The 23,299-nt window shown below is 36.0% G+C and carries 25 protein-coding genes; 23 read left to right on the top strand and 2 right to left on the bottom strand.

The window, feature by feature from the left end; genetic code table 11:
- Nucleotides 1–416: 416 nt before the first annotated feature.
- From spoIIIAA to spo0A, 22 genes are all read left to right on the top strand, one after another.
- On the top strand, nucleotides 417–1,337 hold the full coding sequence (gene spoIIIAA / locus JUJ52_RS04335; RefSeq protein WP_026681123.1) for a stage III sporulation protein AA: 921 nt from the start codon (nucleotides 417–419) through the stop codon (nucleotides 1,335–1,337).
- Between the two features lie 2 nt (nucleotides 1,338–1,339).
- On the top strand, nucleotides 1,340–1,852 hold the full coding sequence (gene spoIIIAB / locus JUJ52_RS04330) for a stage III sporulation protein SpoIIIAB (protein WP_026681122.1): 513 nt from the start codon (nucleotides 1,340–1,342) through the stop codon (nucleotides 1,850–1,852).
- 18 nt (nucleotides 1,853–1,870) lie between these two features.
- Nucleotides 1,871–2,077, top strand: coding sequence for a stage III sporulation protein AC (spoIIIAC, locus tag JUJ52_RS04325; protein WP_026681121.1), 207 nt, complete (start codon nucleotides 1,871–1,873; stop codon nucleotides 2,075–2,077).
- Between the two features lie 6 nt (nucleotides 2,078–2,083).
- Nucleotides 2,084–2,476 (top strand): stage III sporulation protein AD, encoded by a 393-nt coding sequence (gene spoIIIAD, locus JUJ52_RS04320; RefSeq protein ID WP_026681120.1) that lies wholly within the window; start codon nucleotides 2,084–2,086, stop codon nucleotides 2,474–2,476.
- 29 nt (nucleotides 2,477–2,505) lie between these two features.
- Entirely contained in the window at nucleotides 2,506–3,681 is a 1,176-nt protein-coding gene (spoIIIAE, locus tag JUJ52_RS04315; RefSeq protein ID WP_205388507.1) for a stage III sporulation protein AE, read from the top strand.
- Nucleotides 3,682–3,691: 10 nt separating this feature from the next.
- Nucleotides 3,692–4,312 (top strand): stage III sporulation protein AF, encoded by a 621-nt coding sequence (gene spoIIIAF / locus JUJ52_RS04310; RefSeq protein ID WP_026681118.1) that lies wholly within the window; start codon nucleotides 3,692–3,694, stop codon nucleotides 4,310–4,312.
- Nucleotides 4,309–4,947 carry a stage III sporulation protein AG gene (spoIIIAG, locus tag JUJ52_RS04305; RefSeq protein WP_026681117.1) on the top strand — a complete coding sequence of 213 codons (639 nt, stop codon included), beginning with the start codon at nucleotides 4,309–4,311 and terminating at the stop codon, nucleotides 4,945–4,947. Before spoIIIAF ends, spoIIIAG begins: the two co-directional genes overlap by 4 nt.
- Nucleotides 4,948–4,962: 15 nt before the next feature.
- Nucleotides 4,963–5,583, top strand: a complete 621-nt coding sequence (locus JUJ52_RS04300) for a SpoIIIAH-like family protein (protein ID WP_080668668.1) — start codon at nucleotides 4,963–4,965, stop codon at nucleotides 5,581–5,583.
- A 242-nt stretch (nucleotides 5,584–5,825) separates the two neighbouring features.
- Entirely contained in the window at nucleotides 5,826–6,323 is a 498-nt protein-coding gene (gene accB / locus JUJ52_RS04295) for an acetyl-CoA carboxylase biotin carboxyl carrier protein (protein WP_026681116.1), read from the top strand.
- Between the two features lie 13 nt (nucleotides 6,324–6,336).
- A complete protein-coding gene (gene accC, locus JUJ52_RS04290) occupies nucleotides 6,337–7,698 on the top strand; it encodes an acetyl-CoA carboxylase biotin carboxylase subunit (RefSeq protein WP_026681115.1) in 1,362 nt (453 codons plus the stop codon).
- Nucleotides 7,699–7,722: 24 nt separating this feature from the next.
- Entirely contained in the window at nucleotides 7,723–8,109 is a 387-nt protein-coding gene (locus tag JUJ52_RS04285; RefSeq protein WP_026681114.1) for an Asp23/Gls24 family envelope stress response protein, read from the top strand.
- Between the two features lie 147 nt (nucleotides 8,110–8,256).
- Complete coding sequence (gene nusB, locus JUJ52_RS04280; protein ID WP_026681113.1) at nucleotides 8,257–8,637, top strand: transcription antitermination factor NusB; 381 nt, start codon at nucleotides 8,257–8,259, stop codon at nucleotides 8,635–8,637.
- An 18-nt stretch (nucleotides 8,638–8,655) separates the two neighbouring features.
- Entirely contained in the window at nucleotides 8,656–9,510 is an 855-nt protein-coding gene (folD, locus tag JUJ52_RS04275; protein WP_026681112.1) for a bifunctional methylenetetrahydrofolate dehydrogenase/methenyltetrahydrofolate cyclohydrolase FolD, read from the top strand.
- A complete protein-coding gene (gene xseA, locus JUJ52_RS04270) occupies nucleotides 9,507–10,847 on the top strand; it encodes an exodeoxyribonuclease VII large subunit (RefSeq protein WP_026681111.1) in 1,341 nt (446 codons plus the stop codon). The genes folD and xseA overlap by 4 nt, the downstream gene beginning before the upstream one ends.
- Before the next feature lie 5 nt (nucleotides 10,848–10,852).
- Nucleotides 10,853–11,083, top strand: coding sequence for an exodeoxyribonuclease VII small subunit (locus JUJ52_RS04265; protein WP_026681110.1), 231 nt, complete (start codon nucleotides 10,853–10,855; stop codon nucleotides 11,081–11,083).
- 2 nt (nucleotides 11,084–11,085) lie between these two features.
- Nucleotides 11,086–11,970, top strand: a complete 885-nt coding sequence (locus JUJ52_RS04260; protein WP_121605889.1) for a polyprenyl synthetase family protein — start codon at nucleotides 11,086–11,088, stop codon at nucleotides 11,968–11,970.
- A gap of 697 nt (nucleotides 11,971–12,667) precedes the next feature.
- Nucleotides 12,668–13,243, top strand: a complete 576-nt coding sequence (locus JUJ52_RS04255) for a hypothetical protein (protein ID WP_121605065.1) — start codon at nucleotides 12,668–12,670, stop codon at nucleotides 13,241–13,243.
- 18 nt (nucleotides 13,244–13,261) lie between these two features.
- On the top strand, nucleotides 13,262–14,092 hold the full coding sequence (locus JUJ52_RS04250) for a TlyA family RNA methyltransferase (protein ID WP_121605066.1): 831 nt from the start codon (nucleotides 13,262–13,264) through the stop codon (nucleotides 14,090–14,092).
- Nucleotides 14,093–14,123: 31 nt separating this feature from the next.
- The gene (gene ahrC / locus JUJ52_RS04245; RefSeq protein WP_026681106.1) at nucleotides 14,124–14,573 is read left to right on the top strand and encodes a transcriptional regulator AhrC/ArgR; all 450 of its coding nucleotides are present in this window, start codon (nucleotides 14,124–14,126) and stop codon (nucleotides 14,571–14,573) included.
- A 24-nt stretch (nucleotides 14,574–14,597) separates the two neighbouring features.
- Complete coding sequence (recN, locus tag JUJ52_RS04240) at nucleotides 14,598–16,355, top strand: DNA repair protein RecN (protein ID WP_121605067.1); 1,758 nt, start codon at nucleotides 14,598–14,600, stop codon at nucleotides 16,353–16,355.
- Between the two features lie 239 nt (nucleotides 16,356–16,594).
- Nucleotides 16,595–17,890, top strand: a complete 1,296-nt coding sequence (gene spoIVB, locus JUJ52_RS04235) for a SpoIVB peptidase (protein ID WP_051388309.1) — start codon at nucleotides 16,595–16,597, stop codon at nucleotides 17,888–17,890.
- Nucleotides 17,891–18,198: 308 nt separating this feature from the next.
- Nucleotides 18,199–18,975: a sporulation transcription factor Spo0A gene (spo0A, locus tag JUJ52_RS04230; RefSeq protein WP_026681103.1), complete on the top strand. Its 777-nt coding sequence runs from the start codon at nucleotides 18,199–18,201 to the stop codon at nucleotides 18,973–18,975.
- A 319-nt stretch (nucleotides 18,976–19,294) separates the two neighbouring features.
- On the opposite strand, the gene JUJ52_RS04225 is transcribed toward spo0A, so the two are convergent.
- Nucleotides 19,295–20,641 carry an aspartate kinase gene (locus JUJ52_RS04225; RefSeq protein WP_205388508.1) on the bottom strand — a complete coding sequence of 449 codons (1,347 nt, stop codon included), beginning with the start codon at nucleotides 20,639–20,641 and terminating at the stop codon, nucleotides 19,295–19,297.
- Nucleotides 20,642–20,779: 138 nt separating this feature from the next.
- Nucleotides 20,780–21,028, bottom strand: coding sequence for a DUF2627 domain-containing protein (locus tag JUJ52_RS04220; RefSeq protein ID WP_026681101.1), 249 nt, complete (start codon nucleotides 21,026–21,028; stop codon nucleotides 20,780–20,782).
- A gap of 139 nt (nucleotides 21,029–21,167) precedes the next feature.
- Here JUJ52_RS04220 and JUJ52_RS04215 point away from each other — a divergent pair, with 139 nt between their 5' ends.
- Nucleotides 21,168–23,231, top strand: a complete 2,064-nt coding sequence (locus JUJ52_RS04215) for a sigma 54-interacting transcriptional regulator (RefSeq protein ID WP_205389763.1) — start codon at nucleotides 21,168–21,170, stop codon at nucleotides 23,229–23,231.
- Nucleotides 23,232–23,299: the final 68 nt, after the last annotated feature.

Here is a 23,299-nt window from a genome sequence, read left to right as displayed (position 1 = left end):
TCCGTTTTTTATAATAGTTTAGGAAACTATACAATTTGCCCATGTGGAAAATTATGGGCGTGTTGAGCCGCGTCCAGCTCCAGCACCTAGAAACAAGGCTAATTCATAAATCGTCCTCATCTAAGTCATCGTTGGCTTGCAAGCTCACCGTGTTTCCTTTATCTCCGTTGACTCGCTCCAGCCGCTACGTTTCTAATCGGGCGCTTACCTTTTTGTTCTTGAATGAAAAAGTTAAGATTTGTTTGTCCTCAATAGATACAACTATTAAAGTTAAAAAGATCGACGTAGCGGAATGCTTAATAGTTTTACTAGAACCTACTACCTTAACCCTTATTGAACTACTTTTAAATAGGTCATAATTTGTCCAATAGCGCATACATTTACTAGTAAGCAATATAGAAAAGTGAGGGAAGATGATGGAGGAAGTATTGCGTTTATTCCCGGAACAAATAAGAAATGAAGTCAGTAGAAAAGTTGGGAGAAGGTGGGATGAATTAGAAGAAATTCGCTTACGGCTGAATAAACCTGTAGAGCTTATATTTCATGCAACGCATAAAACAGTCTATCATCCAATTCCAACTAAAGGTGATTTTGTTCACATGATTAATCAACTAAGTGAATTTTCTTTATATCGAATGGAAGATGAACTAAGAGAAGGTTATATGACGATAGAAGGTGGACATCGGGTTGGATTAGCAGGCAGAGTTAATACAATAAATGGCTCGGTTAAAGCAATTCAGTATATCACCTTTTTAAATATCAGAATTGCCAAAGAAAAGATAGGTGCAGCTTCAGAGGTAGTCCCATACCTCTATCAACAAGGTTACTTAAATACACTTATTGTTGGAGCTCCACAAACTGGAAAGACAACACTTATTCGTGATATTACACGCATTATCTCGTCAGGCTGGACGCATATTCCTCCACAAAAAGTAGGTGTTGTAGATGAGCGTTCAGAAATAGCCGCTTCGATTAAAGGAGTGCCGCAACATAATATAGGACCACGAACTGATGTGATGGACGCATGCCCAAAAGCAGAGGGTATGATGATGATGATACGTTCGATGTCACCACAAATACTAGTTGTTGATGAAATTGGCGGTAAGAGGGATGTGGATGCTTTACTAGAAGCAATTAATGCAGGGGTAGTAGTGATATGTAGTATTCATGGACAAACACTTGACGAATTAAACCGTCGTCCTTCTATTCAAGCGCTTTTACAGCAAGAAATATTTCAAAGAATTATCTTGCTGGACCGTACCTCCTCTCCAGGAAGTTTTCAGCATATATATGATGCTTATGGAAATAGCATATTAAGAAAGAAAATGGGAGGGTAATTATGCAATGGATAGGGGCACTTCTATTTATAGGAACAACTACTTGGATTGGATTTGAATGGAGTAATCGACTAGCAAATCGGCCAAAGCATATAAGACAAGTTAAAAATGCACTACAAATATTAGAGGCAGAAATGATGTACAGTCAATTACCTTTACAAGATGCATTTGAATCCATAAAAAAACAAACACCTTTTCCAATTCATTCGTTTTTTGACCAATTGTATAAAAATATGAATAAAGATAGTAAGGATTTTTATGTTGTTTGGCAGAAATCCTTAGATGATTTAATGGACATTTCCAGTCTAGGAAATAACGAAAAAGAAATATTATTACAATTTGGCCAAACATTAGGTCAGCATGATTTTCTTCAACAGCAAAAGCATATTCAGCTAGCAGCTAATCATTTAGATCGCGAGCTAGAAAATGCAAGGGATTACTATCAAAAATACGGAAAAATGACTAAAAGCCTAGGTGTATTATGTGGCATATTTGTTGTATTACTGCTTCTATAGTTGAAAGGAGTTAACCCGATGTTTACAGATGCTTCTATCTTATTTCAAATAGCGGGAATAGGGATAATTGTAGCCCTAATCCATACGATATTGAAACAAATGGGAAAAGAGGAAATTGCTCAATTTGCAACGCTAATTGGTTTCATTATCGTACTAGTTTTAGTAATAAACGGTTTGTCTGATCTTTTTCAGCAGATCAAATCCGTATTTCTTTACCAAGGGTAACATCATATGGATATTTTACAAATTGTAACATTGGGCATAGTAGCTAGTATTCTCTATATTATTTTAAAGGATATTAATCGAACATTTGCATTCTTTGTAATTGTCATCACTGGTGTCATCATTTTTTTATCCATTATTCAACAAATCGGTTCTATCTTTCAATTAATTCAAACACTAGGTACGAAAGCTCAAGTGGATGGAATGTATTTAGAAACAATTTTGAAAATTATCGGGATAGCTTATATTGCTGAGCTTGGTGCAAGTATCACCAAAGATGCCGGACTCGAATCTGTCGCTTCCAAAATTGAACTTGCAGGTAAAATATTTATTCTATTGCTTGCTGTTCCAATAATTACAGCTGTAATTGAGGCTATATTACGCTTTTTACCAGCAACCTAACATAACCCAGAAAGGAGTATTCATGGTGGATGAAACATCATAAAAAATTCCGTATCCTTCTATTTGCTTTTTTCTTTTTCTTTCTGGGACAAGCTACTATTTCAGCGAATCCGAATATTCATGATGTTCAAGACGGAATGTTAGATGACATCTCATTGGAAGGCGTACAGAAATATTGGGGGGAACTAGTACAAGATTACGGTGGTTATCTTCCTGAATTAGAGAAAACTAGTGTTTACGAATTTATTAAAGACCAGGGTTCGTTTTCGCTAAAAAATACATTAATAGGACTCGTAGAATTTCTCTTTCATGAATTGCTACTTAATGGTAAATTACTCGGTTCTCTATTCATGCTTACACTCTTTTCTATCATGTTGCAAACCATGCATAATGCATTTGAAAAGAGTACGGTGAGTAAAATAGCGTATTTTGTCGTCTATATCGTGTTAATTTTTTTAGCGTTAAATAGCTTTTATTCCGCAGTATCTTATGCAAAAGATGCTATTGATACAATGAGTAGCTTTATGATTGCACTTTTACCACTAGTTTTAGGTTTGATGGCAACTTTTGGAAATGTGGTTGCCGTATCATTTTTTCATCCAATTATTATCTTTTTAATTCACGCATGCGGATTATTAATTTCAACATTTATATTGCCTTTATTATTTCTATCAGCACTATTAATTATTGTAAGCAGTCTGAATGAAAATTATAAGGTTACCCATTTGGCAAACTTATTCAAAACGGTAAGTTTAGGTGCACTTGGTATCTTTTTAACCATCTTTTTAAGTGTCATGTCTGTACAAGGAGCGGCCAGTGCTATACAAGATGGTGTCGCTATGAAAACAGCGAAGTTTATTACAGGAAATTTTATACCTGTAGTAGGACGTACCTTCACAGATGCTGCAGATACGATATTAAGTGCGTCCTTACTATTAAAAAATGCGATTGGCATCGTAGGTGTTTTAATTATATTATTTATTGCACTATTCCCTGCCTTAAAAATTTTTGCAATTGCGATTATATATAAGATAGCTGCAGCAGTATTACAACCAATTGGAGATGGACCAGTCATCACTACCTTAAACACAATAAGTAAATACATTGTATTTATCTTAGCGTGTTTGCTAGCTGTATCATTTATGTTTTTTCTAGCAATTGTAATTATTGTGGTAGCAAGTAATTTGACATTGCTTTTACGATAGGGGGACGAACATGCAGGTATTAATCCAATGGGTAACACAAATAATTTTGTTTTTACTCTTAGCAGCTATTATTGATTTACTAGTTCCCTCTAATTCCATGAAAAAATATATTAAATTAGTAGTTGGTTTAATCTTAATTTTAATTTTATTAAAACCAATTTTTTATATATTTCAGATTGATATTAATCAGGCGTTAGAAGCCTCTGTAGCACAGTTTGAACAGGAAACTACGGAAGGAAAATCAATGGAAAATTTAATTGAATCACAAAAAAATGAAATAGAAGACGCACAAGATGCATATATTTTAGAACAAATGGCTGTCCAATTAAAAGAATATGCTGAACAACCACTTCAGGAAGAATATCAAGTAGAGATAACGGATATTAAGTTCCAATTTGGTAACCAACAGGAGATGACCTTCAAAAACTTGGATGAAGTCATTGTTTATCTAAGAGAATCAAAAGATGGGGAGGGAGCAGTGAGTATAGTTGATGATGTTGTAATTGATACGGACAACCCTGATAACACAAACGAAGATGAGCAGTTGGAACAAATACAAGCATTGTTAAGAGAGGTATGGGAGCTCGATAACAAAAAAGTAACGTTGCAATGGGAGGGAGGGGCACCTTGAAAGAAAAAATAGAAAAATTATTCCAAAAATCAGACGGCACAAAAAAGCACCCACCAAAAAAATTGGGATACATTATTATTTTAGCTTTAGCAGGTATCTTGTTGCTCATCGTTGGAAATATATTTTCTTCTTCACCAGAAACGGCTGAGGAACAGCAATTGGAACAGCAAATAGAACAACCAATGGAACAACCTGCCAAAGAAACTGCTTCAAACAAATCAGCTACTACCTCTGACATGGAAGAACTGGAAACGATTTATACAAAGGACCTACAGGAGCTGTTAAACAAAATAAAAGGTGTATCGGAAGCAGAGGTCATGGTTAATTTAGAATCTACGAATATTAAAGTCTATGAGAAAAACCTCGTGAAAGGGCAACAAACAACAAAGGAATCTGATAAAAATGGCGGTACAAGAGAAGTAGAAGACTCGACCGAAGAGGCACAAACTGTACTGGTAAGGCAAGGTGAAAAAGAAGTTCCGTTACTAATACAAACAAAAAAACCAGAAGTACGTGGTGTTTTTGTTGTAGCTAAGGGTGCTGACCATGCAAGCGTTAAAAAATGGATTGTAGAGGCAGTTTCTAGAGTACTTGATGTACCGACACACAGAGTATCCGTAATGCCAAAGAATTAAAGGAGGAATTATTTTATGTTAAAAAAACAAACAGTTTGGTTACTTACGATGTTAAGTCTGATGATTGTATTAAGTGTGTATTATATGACATCACCAGATAGCGAGGATATAGCATATGTCAATAATGGACAAGACAATGATGAGGAAGCTGTTCCAACAGATTCTAATGAAACGGAAGGGGATGCCAAAGTAGATGAAATATCGAATTTGGGAGAAGATCAACTTTTCACTTCACTACGAATGGAATTAGAAGATAATCGAAGTGCACAGAAAGAGCGGTTAACAGATATTGTAGCTTCCAGCTCATCTACGCCTACAGAAAAGGAACAGGCTCTTGAAGAAATTGATGTATTAGAAAATTTGTCTTCAAAAGAAAAAATTTTAGAGGATAGTATTTTAGCTTCCGCTAACTATGAGGATGTCTTAGTAAGAACGATGGAAGACGATGAGAAAGTTGTCGTTCAATTGAAGGTTGAGGAAAAGTTGCCTAAATCACAAGCAGTTTCTATTATGCAAATGGTTCGAGATGAAATAGGCTATGAAGACGTAGATGTATCATTTGTTCCGTCTGAGAATAGCCAAGCAACTGAAGAAAATGCAGATGAGAATAAGGAAAGTAAAGAAGATCAAGAGTAAGTAAGCGAAGAGATCCGGGCAATAAACCATTGCTCGGATTCTTTGCTTTTGTCATGGACGAAGCACCCTTGTATTCGCTTTAATTATTGAGTATTGCTATAATAGAGAAGATATCGGAAGGTCATTTTTACATCTGTCTTTTAAGGTTAAACCTTGAAGTTTATATTGGACTTGTCGTAAAATATTAAGAGGAGTTATTAGTACCTAATAATAAGCTTGAAGATGAAAGGGTGCCAGCAGTAATGTTAAACGTACAAGAAATACAAGAAATTATAAAGTTAATTGATCAATCATCAATAGAAGAATTTACGTATGAAACGAACGGTACGACGGTTTCTTTGAAAAAATCTAGTCAAAAAAATCCTGTATCCGTTCAGGATAATCAAATACAGCCGACTACTAAGGTAGAGAACGTACAACAATCAGATGTAAAGGCAAATATTAAGAATGAACCAGTTGAAAACGAAGTTACATCAGAACAAAGTCAAGCTGTAGCTTATGATCATGAAATTGTATCTCCGATGGTGGGTACTTTTTACACTGCCCCATCTCCTGAAAAAGATGCGTTTGTATCAAAAGGAAGTAAAGTAGATGAGTCAACGGTTGTTTGTATTGTTGAAGCCATGAAATTATTTAATGAAATCGAAGCAGAAGTTTCAGGAGAAATCGTTGAAATATTGGTTGAAAATGGTGAGCTAGTTGAGTATGGTCAGCCATTATTCCGTGTAAACACTAAGTAAGGGGATGTAAAGAGTGATTAAAAAACTGTTAATTGCTAACAGAGGAGAAATAGCGGTCCGGATTATTCGAGCCTGCAAAGAATTAGATATTGAAACGGTAGCGGTTTATTCCGAAGCAGATAGTGAAGCACTACATGTTCAATTAGCAGATGAAGCATATTGCATCGGACCGAAGCAAAGTAAAGACAGCTATCTTAATTTCACCAATATAATGAGTGTTGCGATATTAACAGAAGTGGATGCTATCCACCCTGGATATGGTTTCTTAGCTGAAAATGCAGACTTTGCTGAGATCTGCCGAGCATGCAATATTACATTTGTAGGACCAACTCCCGAAGCAATACAAAAGATGGGTATTAAGGACGTAGCTAGAAAAACAATGGACGAAGCAAACGTTCCAATTGTACCTGGTTCTAATGGTATTATTGAAAATGAAGAAGAAGCAAAAGTGGTTGCCAATGAAATTGGCTATCCCGTCATTATTAAAGCCACTGCTGGTGGTGGTGGTAAAGGTATTCGAGTAGCAAGATCGGAAGAGGAATTACTAAAAGGTATTGAGGTTACACAGAAAGAGGCAGAAACTTCTTTCGGTAATGCTGGTGTATACATTGAGAAATATATTGAAGACTTTCGCCATGTGGAAATACAAGTACTAGCAGATAGACACGGAAATGTTATTCATTTAGGAGAGAGAGATTGTACAATCCAACGAAGATTGCAAAAGTTAGTTGAAGAATCACCTTCTCCTGCGTTAACACCTGAAATAAGGAAGAAGATGGGAGAAGCTTCTGTGAAAGCTGCACGTGCTGTAGGTTATGAAGGTGCGGGAACTATTGAATACATTTTTGATCGGACAAGTAATGCCTTTTATTTTATGGAAATGAATACACGTATTCAAGTAGAGCATCCGGTTACCGAAATGGTCACTGGAGTTGATTTAATAAAAGAGCAGATTAAAGTCGCTAATAATGAAGAGCTATCCATAAAGCAATCCGATGTAACACTAGAAGGCTGGGCAATTGAATGTCGAATTAATGCAGAAAATCCATTTAAAAACTTTATGCCGTCAGCAGGAACTATTGAAATGTATTTACCTCCAGGTGGATTAGGAGTGAGAGTAGACTCTGCTGTATACTCTGATTATCGAATTCCTCCGTATTATGATTCTATGGTTGCGAAATTAATTACCTATGGAAAAACAAGAGAGGAAGCAGTTAAACGAATGAAACGGGCGCTAGATGAATTTGTTGTGGAAGGTGTTTATACGACTATTCCATTTCATCGTTTAATTATGGATCATGAAGTATTCATCAACGGGGACTTTAATACAAAGTTCTTAGAAGAAAATCCAATAGTACAAGACAAAACGGAATAAACATAGACTAAAAGGAGTGAGCAAATGAGTGAACAACCATTACTAAATGTGAGTGATGATCGTTTAGGAAAAGTAGAAATTGCTCCCGAAGTTATTGAAGTTATTGCAGGTATAGCGGCTACTGAAGTAGATGGTTTATACGCGATGCGTGGTAATTTTGCCTCTGGAGTGGCTGAAAGATTTGGTAAGAAAGCGCATAGTAAAGGGGTAAAGGTGGAATTAACAGATAATGGAATTTTAATCGACTTATTTGTTATTTTAAACTTTGGTGTATCTATCCCCCAGGTTGCACAAATGCTACAAACGAATATTAGACAGACGCTGAAAAATATGACAGCTTTAGAAATTGATGAAATTAACGTTCATGTTGTAGGGATACAAATGGAAGGAACAGACGATGTAGATGAATAAGAAGAGAGGTCAAAAGGAATATTAGATCCTTTTTTGACCTCTTTTTTTTGATAATTAGCATGGTATTCAGTCTTAATGTTGATTCTAGCATTGGTGATATAATCATGTTATGATTTGTAAGAGATATGTTAAAAGGAGCTATAAGCAATGAACAGACATACAGCAAGAGAAAAGGCATTTCAAATATTGTTTCAGTTAGATGTAAATGACAATAAACCAGCCGAGGCTATGGAGCACTTTCTTGAAAATGAGACGAAAGATGCCTTTTTAACCATGCTCGTAGAAGGTGTGGCAAGAAATAAGGAAGAAATTGATAAAATGCTTTCAGAGAAGCTAGAAAATTGGTCGATAGATCGAATAGCGTCTGTTGAAAAAACAATATTACGTATTGCTATCTTTGAAATCAGCTATGTAGAGGACATACCTGATAATGTTTCCATTAACGAAGCAATTGAGCTAGGAAATACATATGGAGATGATAACTCAGGAAAATTTATAAATGGTGTTCTATCAAAATTTGTTCAATAAACGAAGGGGATGTCGTGAATGACTGCAGAAATAATCAATGGAAAAGCGTTAGCCGATGAACTCCGAAATGAAATGAAAGTAGAGGTAGAAGAGCTAAAAAAGCAAGGAATATATCCACATTTAACCGTTGTATTAGTTGGTGATAATCCAGCTTCTAAATCATATGTTAACGGAAAAGAAAAAGCTTGTAGGGAAACAGGGATATCCTCGGATTTAATTGAGTTGCCAACTTCTATTACTGAGGAAGAATTACTAGCACTGATTGAAAGGCTCAATCAAGATTCGGCGGTACATGGTATCCTTGTTCAGCTACCACTTCCCACTCATATCCGTGAACAACAAATTATTGAGACAATACACCCTAATAAAGACGTAGATGGATTTCATCCTATAAGTATTGGAAGAATGATGGCTGGTATGAATACATTTTTACCTTGCACCCCATTTGGAATAGTGACAATGCTCCAATCAAAACATATTCCAATGGAAGGAAAACATGCTGTTATTATTGGAAGAAGTAATATTGTTGGTAAGCCTGTCGGTCAGTTATTATTAAATGAAAATGCTACTGTTACATATTGTCATTCTCGAACGAAGGATTTACAGCAGTTTACAAAACAAGCGGATATCTTGATTGTTGCTGTTGGAAGGCCAAATGCTATTCATGCAAACGATATAAAGGAAGGTGCGACGGTCATCGATGTCGGTATAAATCGGTTGGAGGATGGCTCATTAACTGGAGATGTAGATTTCGAAAGCGCAAAAGAAAAAGCGGCATTCATCACTCCTGTTCCCAGAGGTGTAGGTCCAATGACAATTACAATGCTTTTAAAAAATACAATAAAAGCAGCTGAAGGATTAGAGAAATTGTGAATGATAAGTATTTAACAGTTACTGCGCTTACAAAGTATATAAAGCGAAAAATAGACACTGATCCGCATTTAAGTGATGTTTGGCTGCGCGGGGAAATTTCTAATTTTAAGCATCATTCAAGAGGACATATGTATTTAACCATCAAGGATGATCAATCGAGAATACAAGCTGTTATGTTTGCTGGGAATAATCGAAGGTTGAAATTCACTCCAGAAAATGGAATGAACGTTTTAATTAAAGGCGAAATTAGTGTGTTTGAAGCCTACGGACAGTATCAGTTATATATTCAGCAAATGGAACCTGATGGGATCGGAGCTTTATACGTAGCGTTTGAGCAGCTAAAGGAAAAGCTACAGAAACAAGGATATTTTAATGAACACCACAAGAAACCAATACCTGAGATACCTACTCATATTGGTGTTATTACTTCGCCTACAGGAGCAGCGGTTCGAGATATTATTACTACCATTAAACGGCGATTTCCAATCGCTGAAGTTACTGTTTTACCAGTTCTTGTCCAAGGTACGGAATCTCCAGTGTCCATTAGTCAAGCTATAGAGGTAGCTAACACAAAATCTCTATTCGATGTACTAATCATTGGTAGAGGTGGGGGATCCATTGAAGAACTATGGAGTTTTAACGAGGAGATAGTGGCTAAAGCGATTTTTAACTCTACAATTCCAATTATTTCGGCAGTCGGTCATGAAACAGATGTAACGATTAGTGACTTTGTTGCAGATCTGCGAGCTCCCACTCCTACAGGTGCTGCAGAGTTAGCGGTTCCGTCAAGACAAGAATTAAAGGATAAGGTTTCCACATTAAAGCGAATGCTCATCAAAGACTTAAATCAGCAGTTAAAGCAACATAAGCAACATCTAAGTAGACTTCGACAGTCATATGCTTTTCGATATCCAGTGCAATTGCTCAAACAAAAAGAACAGGAATTGGATACAAGAACGGATCAATTGAATAAATCAATGACTAATCATTTAGGAGAGGGTCATCAGAACTACCAGCATTTGTATATACGTTTTATTTATCAACAGCCAGTCAAGCAGTTGGAGAGATCCAAACAGCAATTAAAACAACTAATGAAGCAACAGCAAAACATAATGCAACAGACTATCACACAAAAATCAGAAAGATTAGCAAATAATCTGGATAAGTTAAGTTTACTAAATCCTTTAGAAATTATGAAAAGAGGTTTTTCCATTTCTTATTCTGAAGATGGAACTATTATTAAATCAGTAAGTCAGGTAAAGAAAGCTGATCGAGTTACTGTAAAGATGATGGATGGAGATATTACTTGTGATGTTGTAAGGGTAGAGGAGGAATAATAAAAATGTCGGACAATGAACTTTCCTTTGAGGAAGCAATGGCACAGCTGGAGAAAATAGTAGAAAAGCTGGAAACAGGGGACGTACCTTTAGAAAAAGCGATTGATTACTATCAAGATGGAATGAAGCTATCTAAACTATGTAATGATAAGCTAATCCACGTAGAAGAAAAGATGACAAAGATTATGAATGAGCAAGGGGAACTTGAACCTTTTCATATCCAGGAGGAAGAATGACAGTGTTGCGTAATATGAAAGATTATTTACAGGAATACAGACAATTGATTGATAAAACCCTTCTGGAAAAATTGGATACCATCCAAATTCCTGAAACGTTAAAACAATCAATGATTTATTCTGTTAAAGCTGGCGGAAAACGATTAAGACCAATTTTATTATTAGCAAGCTATGAGGTTTATGGAAAGAAAACGGCTATTACACTGACAACTGCGGCAGCTTTAGAGATGATCCACACTTATTCACTCATTCATGACGATCTACCCGCGATGGATGATGATGACTATCGACGAGGAATGTTGACAAATCATAAAGCTTTTGATGAGGCAACAGCAATTTTAGCTGGTGATGCATTGCTTACATACAGCTTCGAACTAATAGCTAATGATTCTCAATTGACTGCTGATCAAAAGGTAGAAATACTCCAGGTATTAACAGAAGCAAGTGGGCCTAAAGGTATGGTAGCTGGGCAAATTTTAGATATGCAAGCAGAGAATCAACCGGTAACCCTAGAGGAGCTTGAACAAATTCATGCACATAAAACAGGTGAACTATTACGGTTTGCGGTCTATGCTGGGGCATTTCTTGGAGGAGCATCAAGGACAGAGCTCATGCATCTAAAAGAATTCTCTTATTATTTGGGATTAATTTTTCAAGTTCAGGATGATATTCTAGATATAATGGGAGATGAAGCAAAGCTTGGTAAACCTGTTGGTAGTGATGAATCAAATCAGAAAAGTACCTATCCAAAATTGCTAGGGCTTGAAGGTGCTATCGAAAAGAAAACGTGGTATGTAGATAAGGCTAAAGCGGCATTACAAAAAGCTAATGCACAAGAATCGGTGTTAATGGATTTAACGGAGTATTTTAGTCAACGAGACCATTAAAATCAGAAATAGAACTTTCCTTTTAAATATGCTATAATTAAACTAACAAAGGAATGGTGCAGTATTCTAGTCAGTTCTCCGTACCTGAAGGCGGGCCTAAAAATCCGCCAAAGGGCACATCGATGAAGTTCCTTGTGTAGGCTTGAGGCGCCCAGCCTTGGGTCTATGCTGGGAGTTAAGGTTTTCGGGCGATCCACAAAGGCATGTGGGCGTTGACCCGATTACCGCGGAGGCCCATCTCTGTAGTGATAGCTAAGCCTAGTTATCATTATGGAATGGGGTATGAACCTGCAGATATGGTAAGGGACACCTAATATGCAGCGTAGCCTGCCTTGAGTGGTGCCTGAGGGGATTAGAGTCTTAAAATAACAAATTAGATGGCCACTAGTTTGCTTATTTTCATCTCTATGAAATCAGCACTGCAAAAGAGGCTAGGGAGCGGTTAAGAACTGTTGAGGAAATCTCCTAGACTGTTCGTATGACATATAAAAGGGATTATAGTGTGGACTAAGTGGTAATCCAGTCTAGCTTTTGGCGACGAAGCTAAGTTGATTTTAAAGGGGAACCGCCTTTCGTGGCAACACGGGGTAATCAACTGGGAAAACCTACTGGACCTAAGCCACAGTTTTTACCTTTTACATGACCATTCCTTCTCTTACATAAAAAGAATGAATATCTTATATAATAGAGGTATGAAATGAAATCACACGTAAAACGATCGATTAAATTTAGTCTAACTATTGCCGTTATCACTTTTGTGTTAGCGGCTATTTTTTCAATTATCTCGTCATCTATATTGAGTGGAGTTATTTGGATAATTGGTTTACTTCTTGTATTTATGATAGTATTTGTCGGCGTTGTATTTGATATGTTAGGTATTGCTTCTACAGCTGCTGATGAGGCACCGTTTCATGCAATGGCCGCAGAAAAAGTAACAGGCGCTAAAGAAGCGGTTATCATTATCCGAAATGCTGATAGGTTTGCTAGCTTTTGTAATGATGTGATAGGAGATATTTCAGGTATAGTGAGTGGAACAGCTTCAGCCATTGTTGTATTACAAATGGCAAATTTATTAGGTCATGGAGAAGGATCGACCGTTCAAATAACGATTTCTGTTCTACTGACAAGTGTAGTTGCTGCTATTACTGTTGGAGGTAAGGCGCTAGGCAAATTTTTTGCGATAAATGCCTCAACCTCGATTATTTTCTTCGCTGGAAAAGTAATATCTGTTATAGAAAATAAATTAAAAATAAGAATACTACCCAAAAATTAGTAATAAAGGAAACGACTAATGAGTAAAAAAAAACGATTAGATGTATTATTAGTAGAAAAAAACTTAGTGGAATCGAGAGAACGAGCAAAACGTATGATCATGGCTGGCCTTGTATTTAATGAACATGAACGATTGGACAAGCCAGGAATGAAGATTGATGAAGAAACTCCGTTAACCGTTAAGGGTAAATTACTACCGTACGTTGGTAGGGGAGGACTGAAGCTAGAAAAAGCATTGCAAACATTTGATATCTCTACTGAAAATAAAATTATGGTGGATGTTGGTTCATCAACCGGAGGATTTACTGATTGTGCTTTGCAAAATGGGGCACAACTATGTTATGCCATTGATGTTGGTTATAATCAGCTCGATTGGAAGTTACGAAATGATGATCGTGTAGTAGTTATGGAACGTACAAACTTTCGATATGTCACCCCTGAAATGTTAACACAGGGTAAACCAAATTTTGCTACAATTGATGTTTCATTCATATCCTTAAAGCTTATTTTACCAGTATTAAAACGATTACTTACTGAAAACAGTGATATTGTTGCTTTAATTAAACCTCAATTTGAAGCTGGGAAAGAACAAGTAGGAAAAAAAGGTATTGTTCGAGATGAAAATGTACATCAGTCTGTATTGTCAACCATTGTTGATTTTGCTATGAGTGAATCATATGATCTATTTGATATAACTCACTCACCGATTACTGGCGGTGATGGCAACATAGAATTTCTGGCACACTTTGGCTGGCAAAAAGAAAAAAAAGGAATTACAGTTACGGATGTCGAAATAGAAGATGTAGTTAAAAAGGCACATGCTGAACTACAAAAAGCAGAGAGAAAGTAAATGAGCTTGAAATGGGAAATGGGGGCGCCCTATGAGTAAGGTACAACGTCATATAAAGATTCGTGCATTAATTACAGAAAATGAAATAGAGACACAGGATGAACTTGTCGATCACTTAAAACGCTTAGGTTATAATATTACACAGGCGACTGTTTCACGTGACATAAAAGAATTGCACTTAGTAAAGGTTCCAGCAACGAACGGGAAATACAAGTATAGCTTACCTGCTGATCAAAGATTTAATCCGTTAGATAAGTTAAAGCGATTAATTATGGATGCATTTGTGAAAATTGAACATGCTAGCCATTTTATTGTGTTAAAAACGTTGCCTGGAAATGCCCATGCTGTTGGTGTGTTAATTGATAATTTGGATTGGGAAGAGATCATGGGGACAATTTGTGGAGACGATACATGTTTAATCATTTGCAGAACAGAAGCAGACTCGGAAATTATTAAAGAACGTTTTATAGAGATGCTGTAGAGTTGGGATGAGGTGAGTGATGGCGTGCTAACAGAGTTATCTATACAGGATTTTGCTATAATTAATAAAATTTCAATTACCTTCCATGATGGTCTCACTGTATTAACCGGAGAGACAGGTGCTGGGAAATCCATTATTATAGATGCAGTGCAATTACTTGCGGGTGGAAGAGGTTCCGTTGAGTTTGTCAGGTATGGAACGAAAAAAGCTGATATTGAAGGTTTGTTTACAATAGATGATAAGTCGCATGCTATTTATGAAATCGGAAGACAGTATGGTATTGAAATTCAAGATGAGCAAATTGTTCTTCGGCGTACGATAACTGCGAATGGGAAGAGTATTTGTCGCGTAAATAGCAAGCTAGTTACATTGGCAATACTACGTGAATTTGGAAAAGCGCTAATTGATATTCATAGCCAGCATGAAACACAATCACTAATGGACCCAGATAATCATATTGATTTATTGGATCAGTATAATGCTGCACAAATAGGACGAGCTAAAGAAGAGTATATTCGCTTATATGAGGAATTAAGTAATTTAAAAACTCGTTATCGCAAACTAAGCGAAAACGAGCAAGAAACAGCACAGCGGCTTGACTTGCTTGAATTTCAAATGACGGAACTGGCATCTGCGGATTTGGAGCCTAACGAGGATCAAAGGTTAGAAGAGGAAAGAAGCTCTTTAGCCAATTATGAACGCATTTACGCTGCGTTACAAATAGCCTATAACGCTCTATATGGTGATCAAAAAGGGCTTGAATGGGTTACAACTGCACAAACAGCTTTACAGGATAATGGTAGGTACGACACATTTATTGCTGGAAAAGCAGAGGAAATTGGGAATTATTTCTTTGGCTTAGAAGAGCTAACCCATGATTTAGGAAATTATCTAGAGTCTATGCAGTATGATCCAGAGCGGTTAAATGAAATAGAAGCTCGACTTAGCGAAATTAACCGCTTAAAGAAAAAGTATGGCTCAAGCGTTGATGAAATATTAGAGTACATGGCTAAAATTGAAGAGGAAATGGAAGAAATAAAAAATAAGGATTCCCATTTATCAAAATTAGAAAAACAAATAAATGAAAAAGCAAAGGATGCTTATTTAGAAGCGGAAGAATTACACGCGCTTCGTTTAAAGGCAGCGAATGCTTTAACGAAAGAAATTCATGATGAATTAAAAGGACTATATTTAGATAAAGCTGCATTTTCTGTATCATTCGAACATGAAAACATGGATCAATATATCCGTAGTGATGAATATCATGCAATAAATCTCCATCAAAAAGGATATGATCAGGTTAAATTCATGATTTCTACGAATCCGGGCGAGCCATTAAAAGAACTAAGTAAAGTTGCTTCTGGTGGCGAACTGTCACGAATTATGTTAGCACTTAAAAAGATATTCGCTAGAAATCAAGGTGTTACGAGTGTTATATTTGATGAGGTAGATACAGGTGTGAGTGGCAGAGTAGCACAAGCTATAGCAGAGAAAATTCATCATATTTCTAAGGAATCACAGGTGCTTTGTATCACACATCTCCCACAAGTAGCTGCAATGGCTGATACGCATAAATTAATTGAAAAGCAGACACAGAACGATCGAACGCATACGATGGTTAGTGAATTATCAATCGATTATCAAATAAATGAATTAGCAAGAATGATTACGGGAACCAAACTTACAGATACAGCCGTAGAGCATGCACGTGAAATGTTGGAAATGGCTGTGAATTATAAATCAAAAAAGAAGCATAATATGAAGGATAAAGCCAGAAAATAGAATATCTGGCTTTTTTATATGCATTGGTATTTACTTTATTCCATCGTTAGTAATATCATACATGTATTTTTGTTACCCTCCGCAAGAAGTCTACATATACATACGAAAGCTTCTTAAACAAAGGTAATGTTAGGTAGCACACTTATGTTTCACCAGTTTAAAACAAATGCTAGTAGGTCAAATTAGGAGTACAGAAAAACACAAGTGGTTTTGGGTTGGAACGAGGAGAGTGAAATAATTTGAACGGGAAACAGACAAGAAAATTTCGATTTTGGATAGGTTTTGTGCTCCTTATTATTGTGTTTGCATTTCCTTTTTTTGCCCCGATTCAGAAGTATTTATCGATCCCTAGCGAGATTATCACGCTAAATAATAATGCTCCAATTACGTTGCCGACGCTAGGAGAAAATGTCGACCTAAAAGGCTCAACAAAAACAATACAAACTACAAATTCAAATAAAGTTTATGCCAATGATTACGAGAAAAGTCAAGCATTTTATGAATTTGCAGGTTTACCAATAAAGAATGTTGATGTAAATGTTTTAGACGATTTAAAGGTTATTCCTGGTGGACAATCCATAGGTGTACAGCTACACACAAAGGGTGTTTTAGTTGTTGGACACCATTTAGTTAATGGTAAGCAAGGAGAAACTTCCCCAGGAGAAAATGCAAATATAAAAGTAGGGGACGTTATCTTAGAGATAAATGGAAATGAGATAAAAAAGATGAAGGATGTTAAACCATATGTAGAAAAAGCAGGTGAAGAAAGCAATTCACTTGATATCAAGTTAAAAAGAGGAAAAGAAACGATAACAACAAAGCTAAAGCCTACGCTAGATAGTATGGAAAACGACTATAAAATCGGGCTCTATATTCGAGATTCGGCAGCAGGTATTGGAACAATGACGTTTTATGAACCTAAATCAAAAAAATACGGTGCATTAGGACATGTGATTTCAGATATGGATACAAAAAAACCGATTGAGATCTATAATGGTTCTATCGTTCGTTCATCAGTAACGTCGATTGAAAAAGGAAATAACGGAATTCCGGGAGAAAAACAAGCAAAATTTTCTGCGGAAGATCATAAAATAGGGTCGATTACAAAGAATAGCCCTTTTGGAATATTTGGCAAATTAAACGATGAAATGTCTAATGGAAAGTGGGATGAGCCTATGCCTGTTGCTTTATCTCATGAAGTAAAAGAAGGCCCTGCAAAAATCTTGACTGTTGTTGAGGGTGAACAGGTCCAAGAGTATGACATTGAAATTGTAAGTAGCGTGCCGCAAAAATTTCCTGCAACCAAAGGAATGGTTATACAAATTACAGATGAAGAATTGCTTAATGAAACTGGGGGAATAGTACAAGGGATGAGCGGAAGTCCAATCATTCAAAACGGAAAAATTATCGGTGCTGTTACCCATGTTTTCGTAAATGACCCTACATCTGGTTATGGTGTTCATCTTGAGTGGATGTTACAAGATGCGGGTATTGATATTTATAAAAAAGAAAAACAAACAAATAAAGCTAGTTAAAGGCTTGACTTGTATGGAGTATTCCATTACAAGTCTTTTTCTTTTTTGTCTTAACATATAGCAATATTATTTCTAATAATCCGAAAACTTTTGTCCAATCTTTATTAAATGTGGTATAATTAGGTAAATATTTTTCGACATGAGTGTCTATAAATATCGAATCATATCGTAAAAAGGAGAAAACATGAGTAAATTAAAGAAAATATTAAAAAAACCAAAGTTTTTTAAATAAAAAAAGGATATTTAGCAATTGTGTAGAATATGTAAAATAGTGAAAAGTTTTGTACTACATAAAAGGAGGAGCTTTTGTGGAAAAAATTTCAGTATGTTTGGTCGACGACAATCGGGAATTAATTCAATTAATGGAGGATTATTTCGAAGAACAGGGAGATATTGAGGTGATCGGAACGGCATATAATGGGAGAGACTGTCTAACAATGCTAGAGGAATTAGAACCGGATGTATTAGTGTTAGATATTATTATGCCACATGTAGATGGTCTTGCTGTATTAAATACGATACGTTCTTCATCTGGAAAAGTACCTCATGTTATTATGCTTACAGCGTTTGGACAGGAAGAGGTAATGAAGAAAGCCGTAGACTTAGGAGCATCTTATTTCATTTTAAAGCCATTTGATCTAGATAATTTATCAGAGCAAATCAGGCAAGTACAAGGTCATAATGCAATATCTACTGGTGTGTCAAAAGTGAATCGTAAAGAGAAGAAAAAACAGGATTTAGAAGCAAGTATTACCAATATTATTCATGAAATTGGTGTCCCTGCTCACATAAAAGGCTACATGTATTTACGAGAAGCGATAACGATGGTGTATAATGATATTGAATTATTAGGTTCAATTACCAAGGTACTATACCCTGATATTGCAAAAAAATATAATACAACAGCATCCCGAGTAGAACGAGCTATTCGCCATGCTATCGAAGTGGCTTGGAGTCGTGGGAATATTGATTCCATTTCCGCTCTATTTGGTTATACCATAAGTATTACAAAGGCAAAACCTACCAATTCTGAGTTTATTGCGATGGTTGCCGATCACTTACGACTTGAGCATAAAGCCAGTTGAACGATTTATTATAATAAATTGTAAGCATACTTTAGGGTAGTCCAAAATAACCGTAGACTCCTTTAGGCAGAAGAGTGTTTTTTACGTGCGAAGTATTGTTGCTGAAGGCTTTCCTATCCAGAGAGACAGTACGAGTCCGAAAGAAATTGCTAACTGAGGAGGCTATGGGTCATTCTCGCGGAAAGCGAAGCATGTTGACGAGGGATGAATGAACTATCTGTCACCACAAAATCCACAAACCAAAAACCCGAACTTTATCTATAAAGTTCGGGTTTTATATCGCTAAAAATGCTTTCGACCCATTCTTTTGTTAGTGTTTTTATTCAAAAAAGACATGGTACAGTGACTTTACAGCTTTATCTAAGTCTTCAGCTTTGATACCGAACATCATCGATACCTCAGATGAACCCTGGTTAATCATTTCGATATTTACATTAGCACTTGCAATAGCTGTTGTTGCTTTTTGTGCAAGGCCAATGGTTCTAACAAGACCCTCTCCAACAATCATAATCATAGCTAAGTTTCGATGAATGGAAATTAAATCTGGATGTAAGTCTGCTTGAATTCTTTGTAATATTTTTTTTTCTTTTGCAATTGGCAGCCCACTTTCACGAAGAATGATAGACATATCATCAATACCTGAAGGTGCATGTTCAAAAGAGATACCCTCATCCTCAAGAATATGAAAAAGCTTTCTACCAAAGCCAATTTCTCTGTTCATCAAATACTTGCTAATATAAATACTACAGAAGCCTGTATCACTAGCAATTCCAACAACACACTTCTCGCTTGGTTTCTTTTCAGAAACAATATATGTACCAGGTGCTTCTGGGTTATTCGTATTTTTTATACATACAGGTATTTCATCTTTGTATGCAGGAATTAATGCTTCATCATGGAAAACAGAAAAGCCAGCATAGCTTAACTCACGCATTTCTTTATAAGTTAATGTAGTGATCTTTTGAGGATCTTTCACGAACGCCGGATTGACGGAAAATACAGAATCAACATCAGTAAAATTTTCATAAAGACCCGCTTTGACTCCTGCAGCTACAATGGATCCAGTTATATCTGAACCTCCACGAGAGAAGGTTATTAATTTTCCATTTTTCGTATACCCGAAGAAACCTGGTATTACTAAAACTTCTTCGCTGTCTCTAAGATTGTAAATTTTTTCATAACTTTCAGGTAATATTTTTGCATTTCCTGGTTCATTACTTACTAAGATACCTGCATCTTGGGGGTTTACATATTTAGCTGAAATACCAATATGATTAAGGTAAGCACTTAAAATTTTTGCCGAACTATCTTCACCTATCGATTTCAATGCATCCATTTTTTCTGGGTCTGAATTTTTACTATGCAAAATAGATTGGATGGACTGAGAAATACTTTCAAGAATTTCTCCTGATATATTTAATTCCTCGACAATTTCATTGAAGCGTTGCATGATAGGGTAGACATATTCATCTGTTTGTCCATTATTACAATGCACTTCACCTAATTCAATCAGCATGTCAGTTATCTTCCTATCTGATTTGAATCTTTTTCCTGGAGCTGACACTACAATAAATCTTCTTTGAGGATCAGCTTTTATAATATTCCCTACTTTCCTTAATTGATCTGCATTTGCTACAGAACTCCCCCCAAATTTTGCTACTTTCACGCTAATTCCTCCCGATGATATTTTTAATTAAAATCATAACATAAATTCAGTTTTTTTTGCACATTGCGAAAGGTGAAAGAATTTGTTTATTTAGGATGAAAAAATAAAAGATGGGAAAAATATCCCATCTCATGTTACTTATTCATCCTCTATTATTTTTTTCTGCTCTTGCTTTAAGCGTTGCCTTTTACGGTCTCGATGTATAATAAATCCGCCGATAAAGGCAATTCCAGCAAGAAATAAAATAAATCCAACAAAAAATTGCACACCTGTATAAATGAAAATCGGATAAAAGGAATCAAATAATGCATCTCGCATAAGCTTTATTCCGATTGCAGATATGACTCCAGGAATGAATAATGTGAGTGCGGCGATGATTCTAATCATTATATTTCCCCTTATGTATGCTCTTTCTTAAGTATAGCAGAAGATTATATAAAAAGGAATTAGTGGAGAGAATCGGTTTGCTAAATCGTGCAGACTGACGTATCATAGTACTATGCAAAAAAATGCAAGGTGGGATGAAATGAAGCGGGTACTAATTGTTGGTGCTGGTAAAGGTGGGAGTATCCTTCTAAATATCTTATATGCTACACAGACAATGAAAATAGTAGCAGTAATTGATACAAACAAAGATGCGCCTGGCTTAAAGTTAGCTAGAAAATATAACATCCCAGTAGGCGTGGAGTGGACAAGTTGGATTCATCAGGATATTGATATAATAATTGAAGCAACTGGTGACGATCAGGTATTAGACAAATTAATTGAGCTACGAAATCGAAAAACGGTAGTTATTCCTGGAAGTGTCGCATATATTATTTACGAATTATTTGATGAGAAGGAAACATTGTTGGAGAAAGTGAAGCTTCAGATGCGTAATCAAGCACTCATTTTAAATAATATAAGAGACGGCATGATTGTTATTAATAATGAAGGAATCGTTACGTTTGTCAACAAAGGCGCTGAAAAAATTGTAGGGAAAGAGAAACGAGAATTTGAAGGTAAGTCGATCCAGAGTGTAATTGCAAATACAAGGTTGCCGAAGGTATTACGTAATCGACGTAGAGAGGTTAATCAAAAATTAACGCTGGAAAATAAAAAACAAGTTATTACAACGCGAATACCGATTATTAATGCAGATGACTTATTAGTTGGTGCTTTTGCAGTATTTAAAGATATTACGGAAGTCATGAATTTGGCTGAAGAAAACACAGACCTAAAAGAAATTAAAACGATGTTGGAGGCGATTATTCATTCTTCTGATGAGGCAATTAGTGTAGTAGATGAAAATGGCTTTGGGATTATGATCAATCCAGCATATACAAGAATCACTGGATTAGAAGAATCAGATGTTATAGGCAAACCAGCTACTACAGATATTTCTGAGGGAGAAAGCATGCATATGAGAGTACTTCAGACTCGAAGAGCTGTCCGAGGTGCTACGATGAAAGTTGGCCCTAAAAAGAAAGAGGTATATGTGAATGTAGCTCCAATTATTGTGGATGGAAAAATGAAAGGTAGCGTTGGTGTACTTCATGATGTTTCCGAAATACACGCACTGACAACTGAGTTAAAGCGAGCAAGACAAATTATTCGGAATTTGGAAGCGAAATATACCTTTGATGATATTATCGGAACCTCTTCTGAAATGAAATTAGCCCTAGAGCAAGCTAAAGTAGGGGCAAAAACACCAGCAACTGTTTTACTTCGTGGTGAATCAGGAACAGGTAAAGAGTTATTTGCCCATGCTATACATAATGAGAGTGACCGCAAGCACCATAAATTTATAAGAGTCAATTGTGCCGCCATTGCAGAATCCATTTTAGAAAGTGAATTATTTGGATATGAAGAAGGGGCTTTTTCAGGAGCTAAGCATGGTGGCAAAAAAGGCTTATTTGAGGAAGCGAATTATGGAAGTATATTCCTAGATGAGATTGGCGAACTTTCTTTAAATATGCAAGCAAAATTATTACGAGTACTTCAAGAAAATGAAATTGTAAGAGTAGGTGGCACACAACCAATATCAATTAACGTTAGAATAATTACCGCCACAAATGTAAATTTAGAGAAAGCGATCATGGCGAAAACATTTCGTGAGGATCTTTATTATCGCTTAAATCGATTACCCATTTTCATTCCCTCCTTAGAGGAAAGATTGTCTGATTTACCGGTCTTAACGGAGCATATTATTTTGAAGATTAATCAAGATTATGGGAGAAATGTTCGGTTTGTCTCAGATGAAGTATTAGCTGAATTAAAGAGATACCATTGGCCAGGTAATATCCGAGAGCTCGAGAATGTGCTTGGACGAGCAATGATATACATGGATATGAATGAAGAAATCATTAAGCTAAAGCACCTTCCAGAATTAGCAACAAAGACGGAGAGTATTTCCCATCATAGCGAACAGCTTACGACTGATTTACCGTTACAAAAAGCTGTTGAACATTATGAAAAACAATATATACAACACGTTTTTGAAAAAAATCATTACAATAAAACGAAAACAGCAAAAGATCTCCATATTTCGATAAGAAATTTATACTATAAAATGGATAAGTATAAAATTGAAAGAAATAACCTGCAATAATTTGCATTGTTGCAATAATTTGCAAGGTGGTTGCACTACAAATTGAAGCGTTTTCATTGTTTGTAGGT

The organism is Virgibacillus sp. AGTR (assembly GCF_016919725.2).
Lineage (GTDB): Bacteria > Bacillota > Bacilli > Bacillales > Amphibacillaceae > Virgibacillus > Virgibacillus salarius.
The sequence above is the reverse complement of the archived record's forward strand: the minus strand, read 5'-3'. Positions and strand labels throughout refer to the sequence as shown.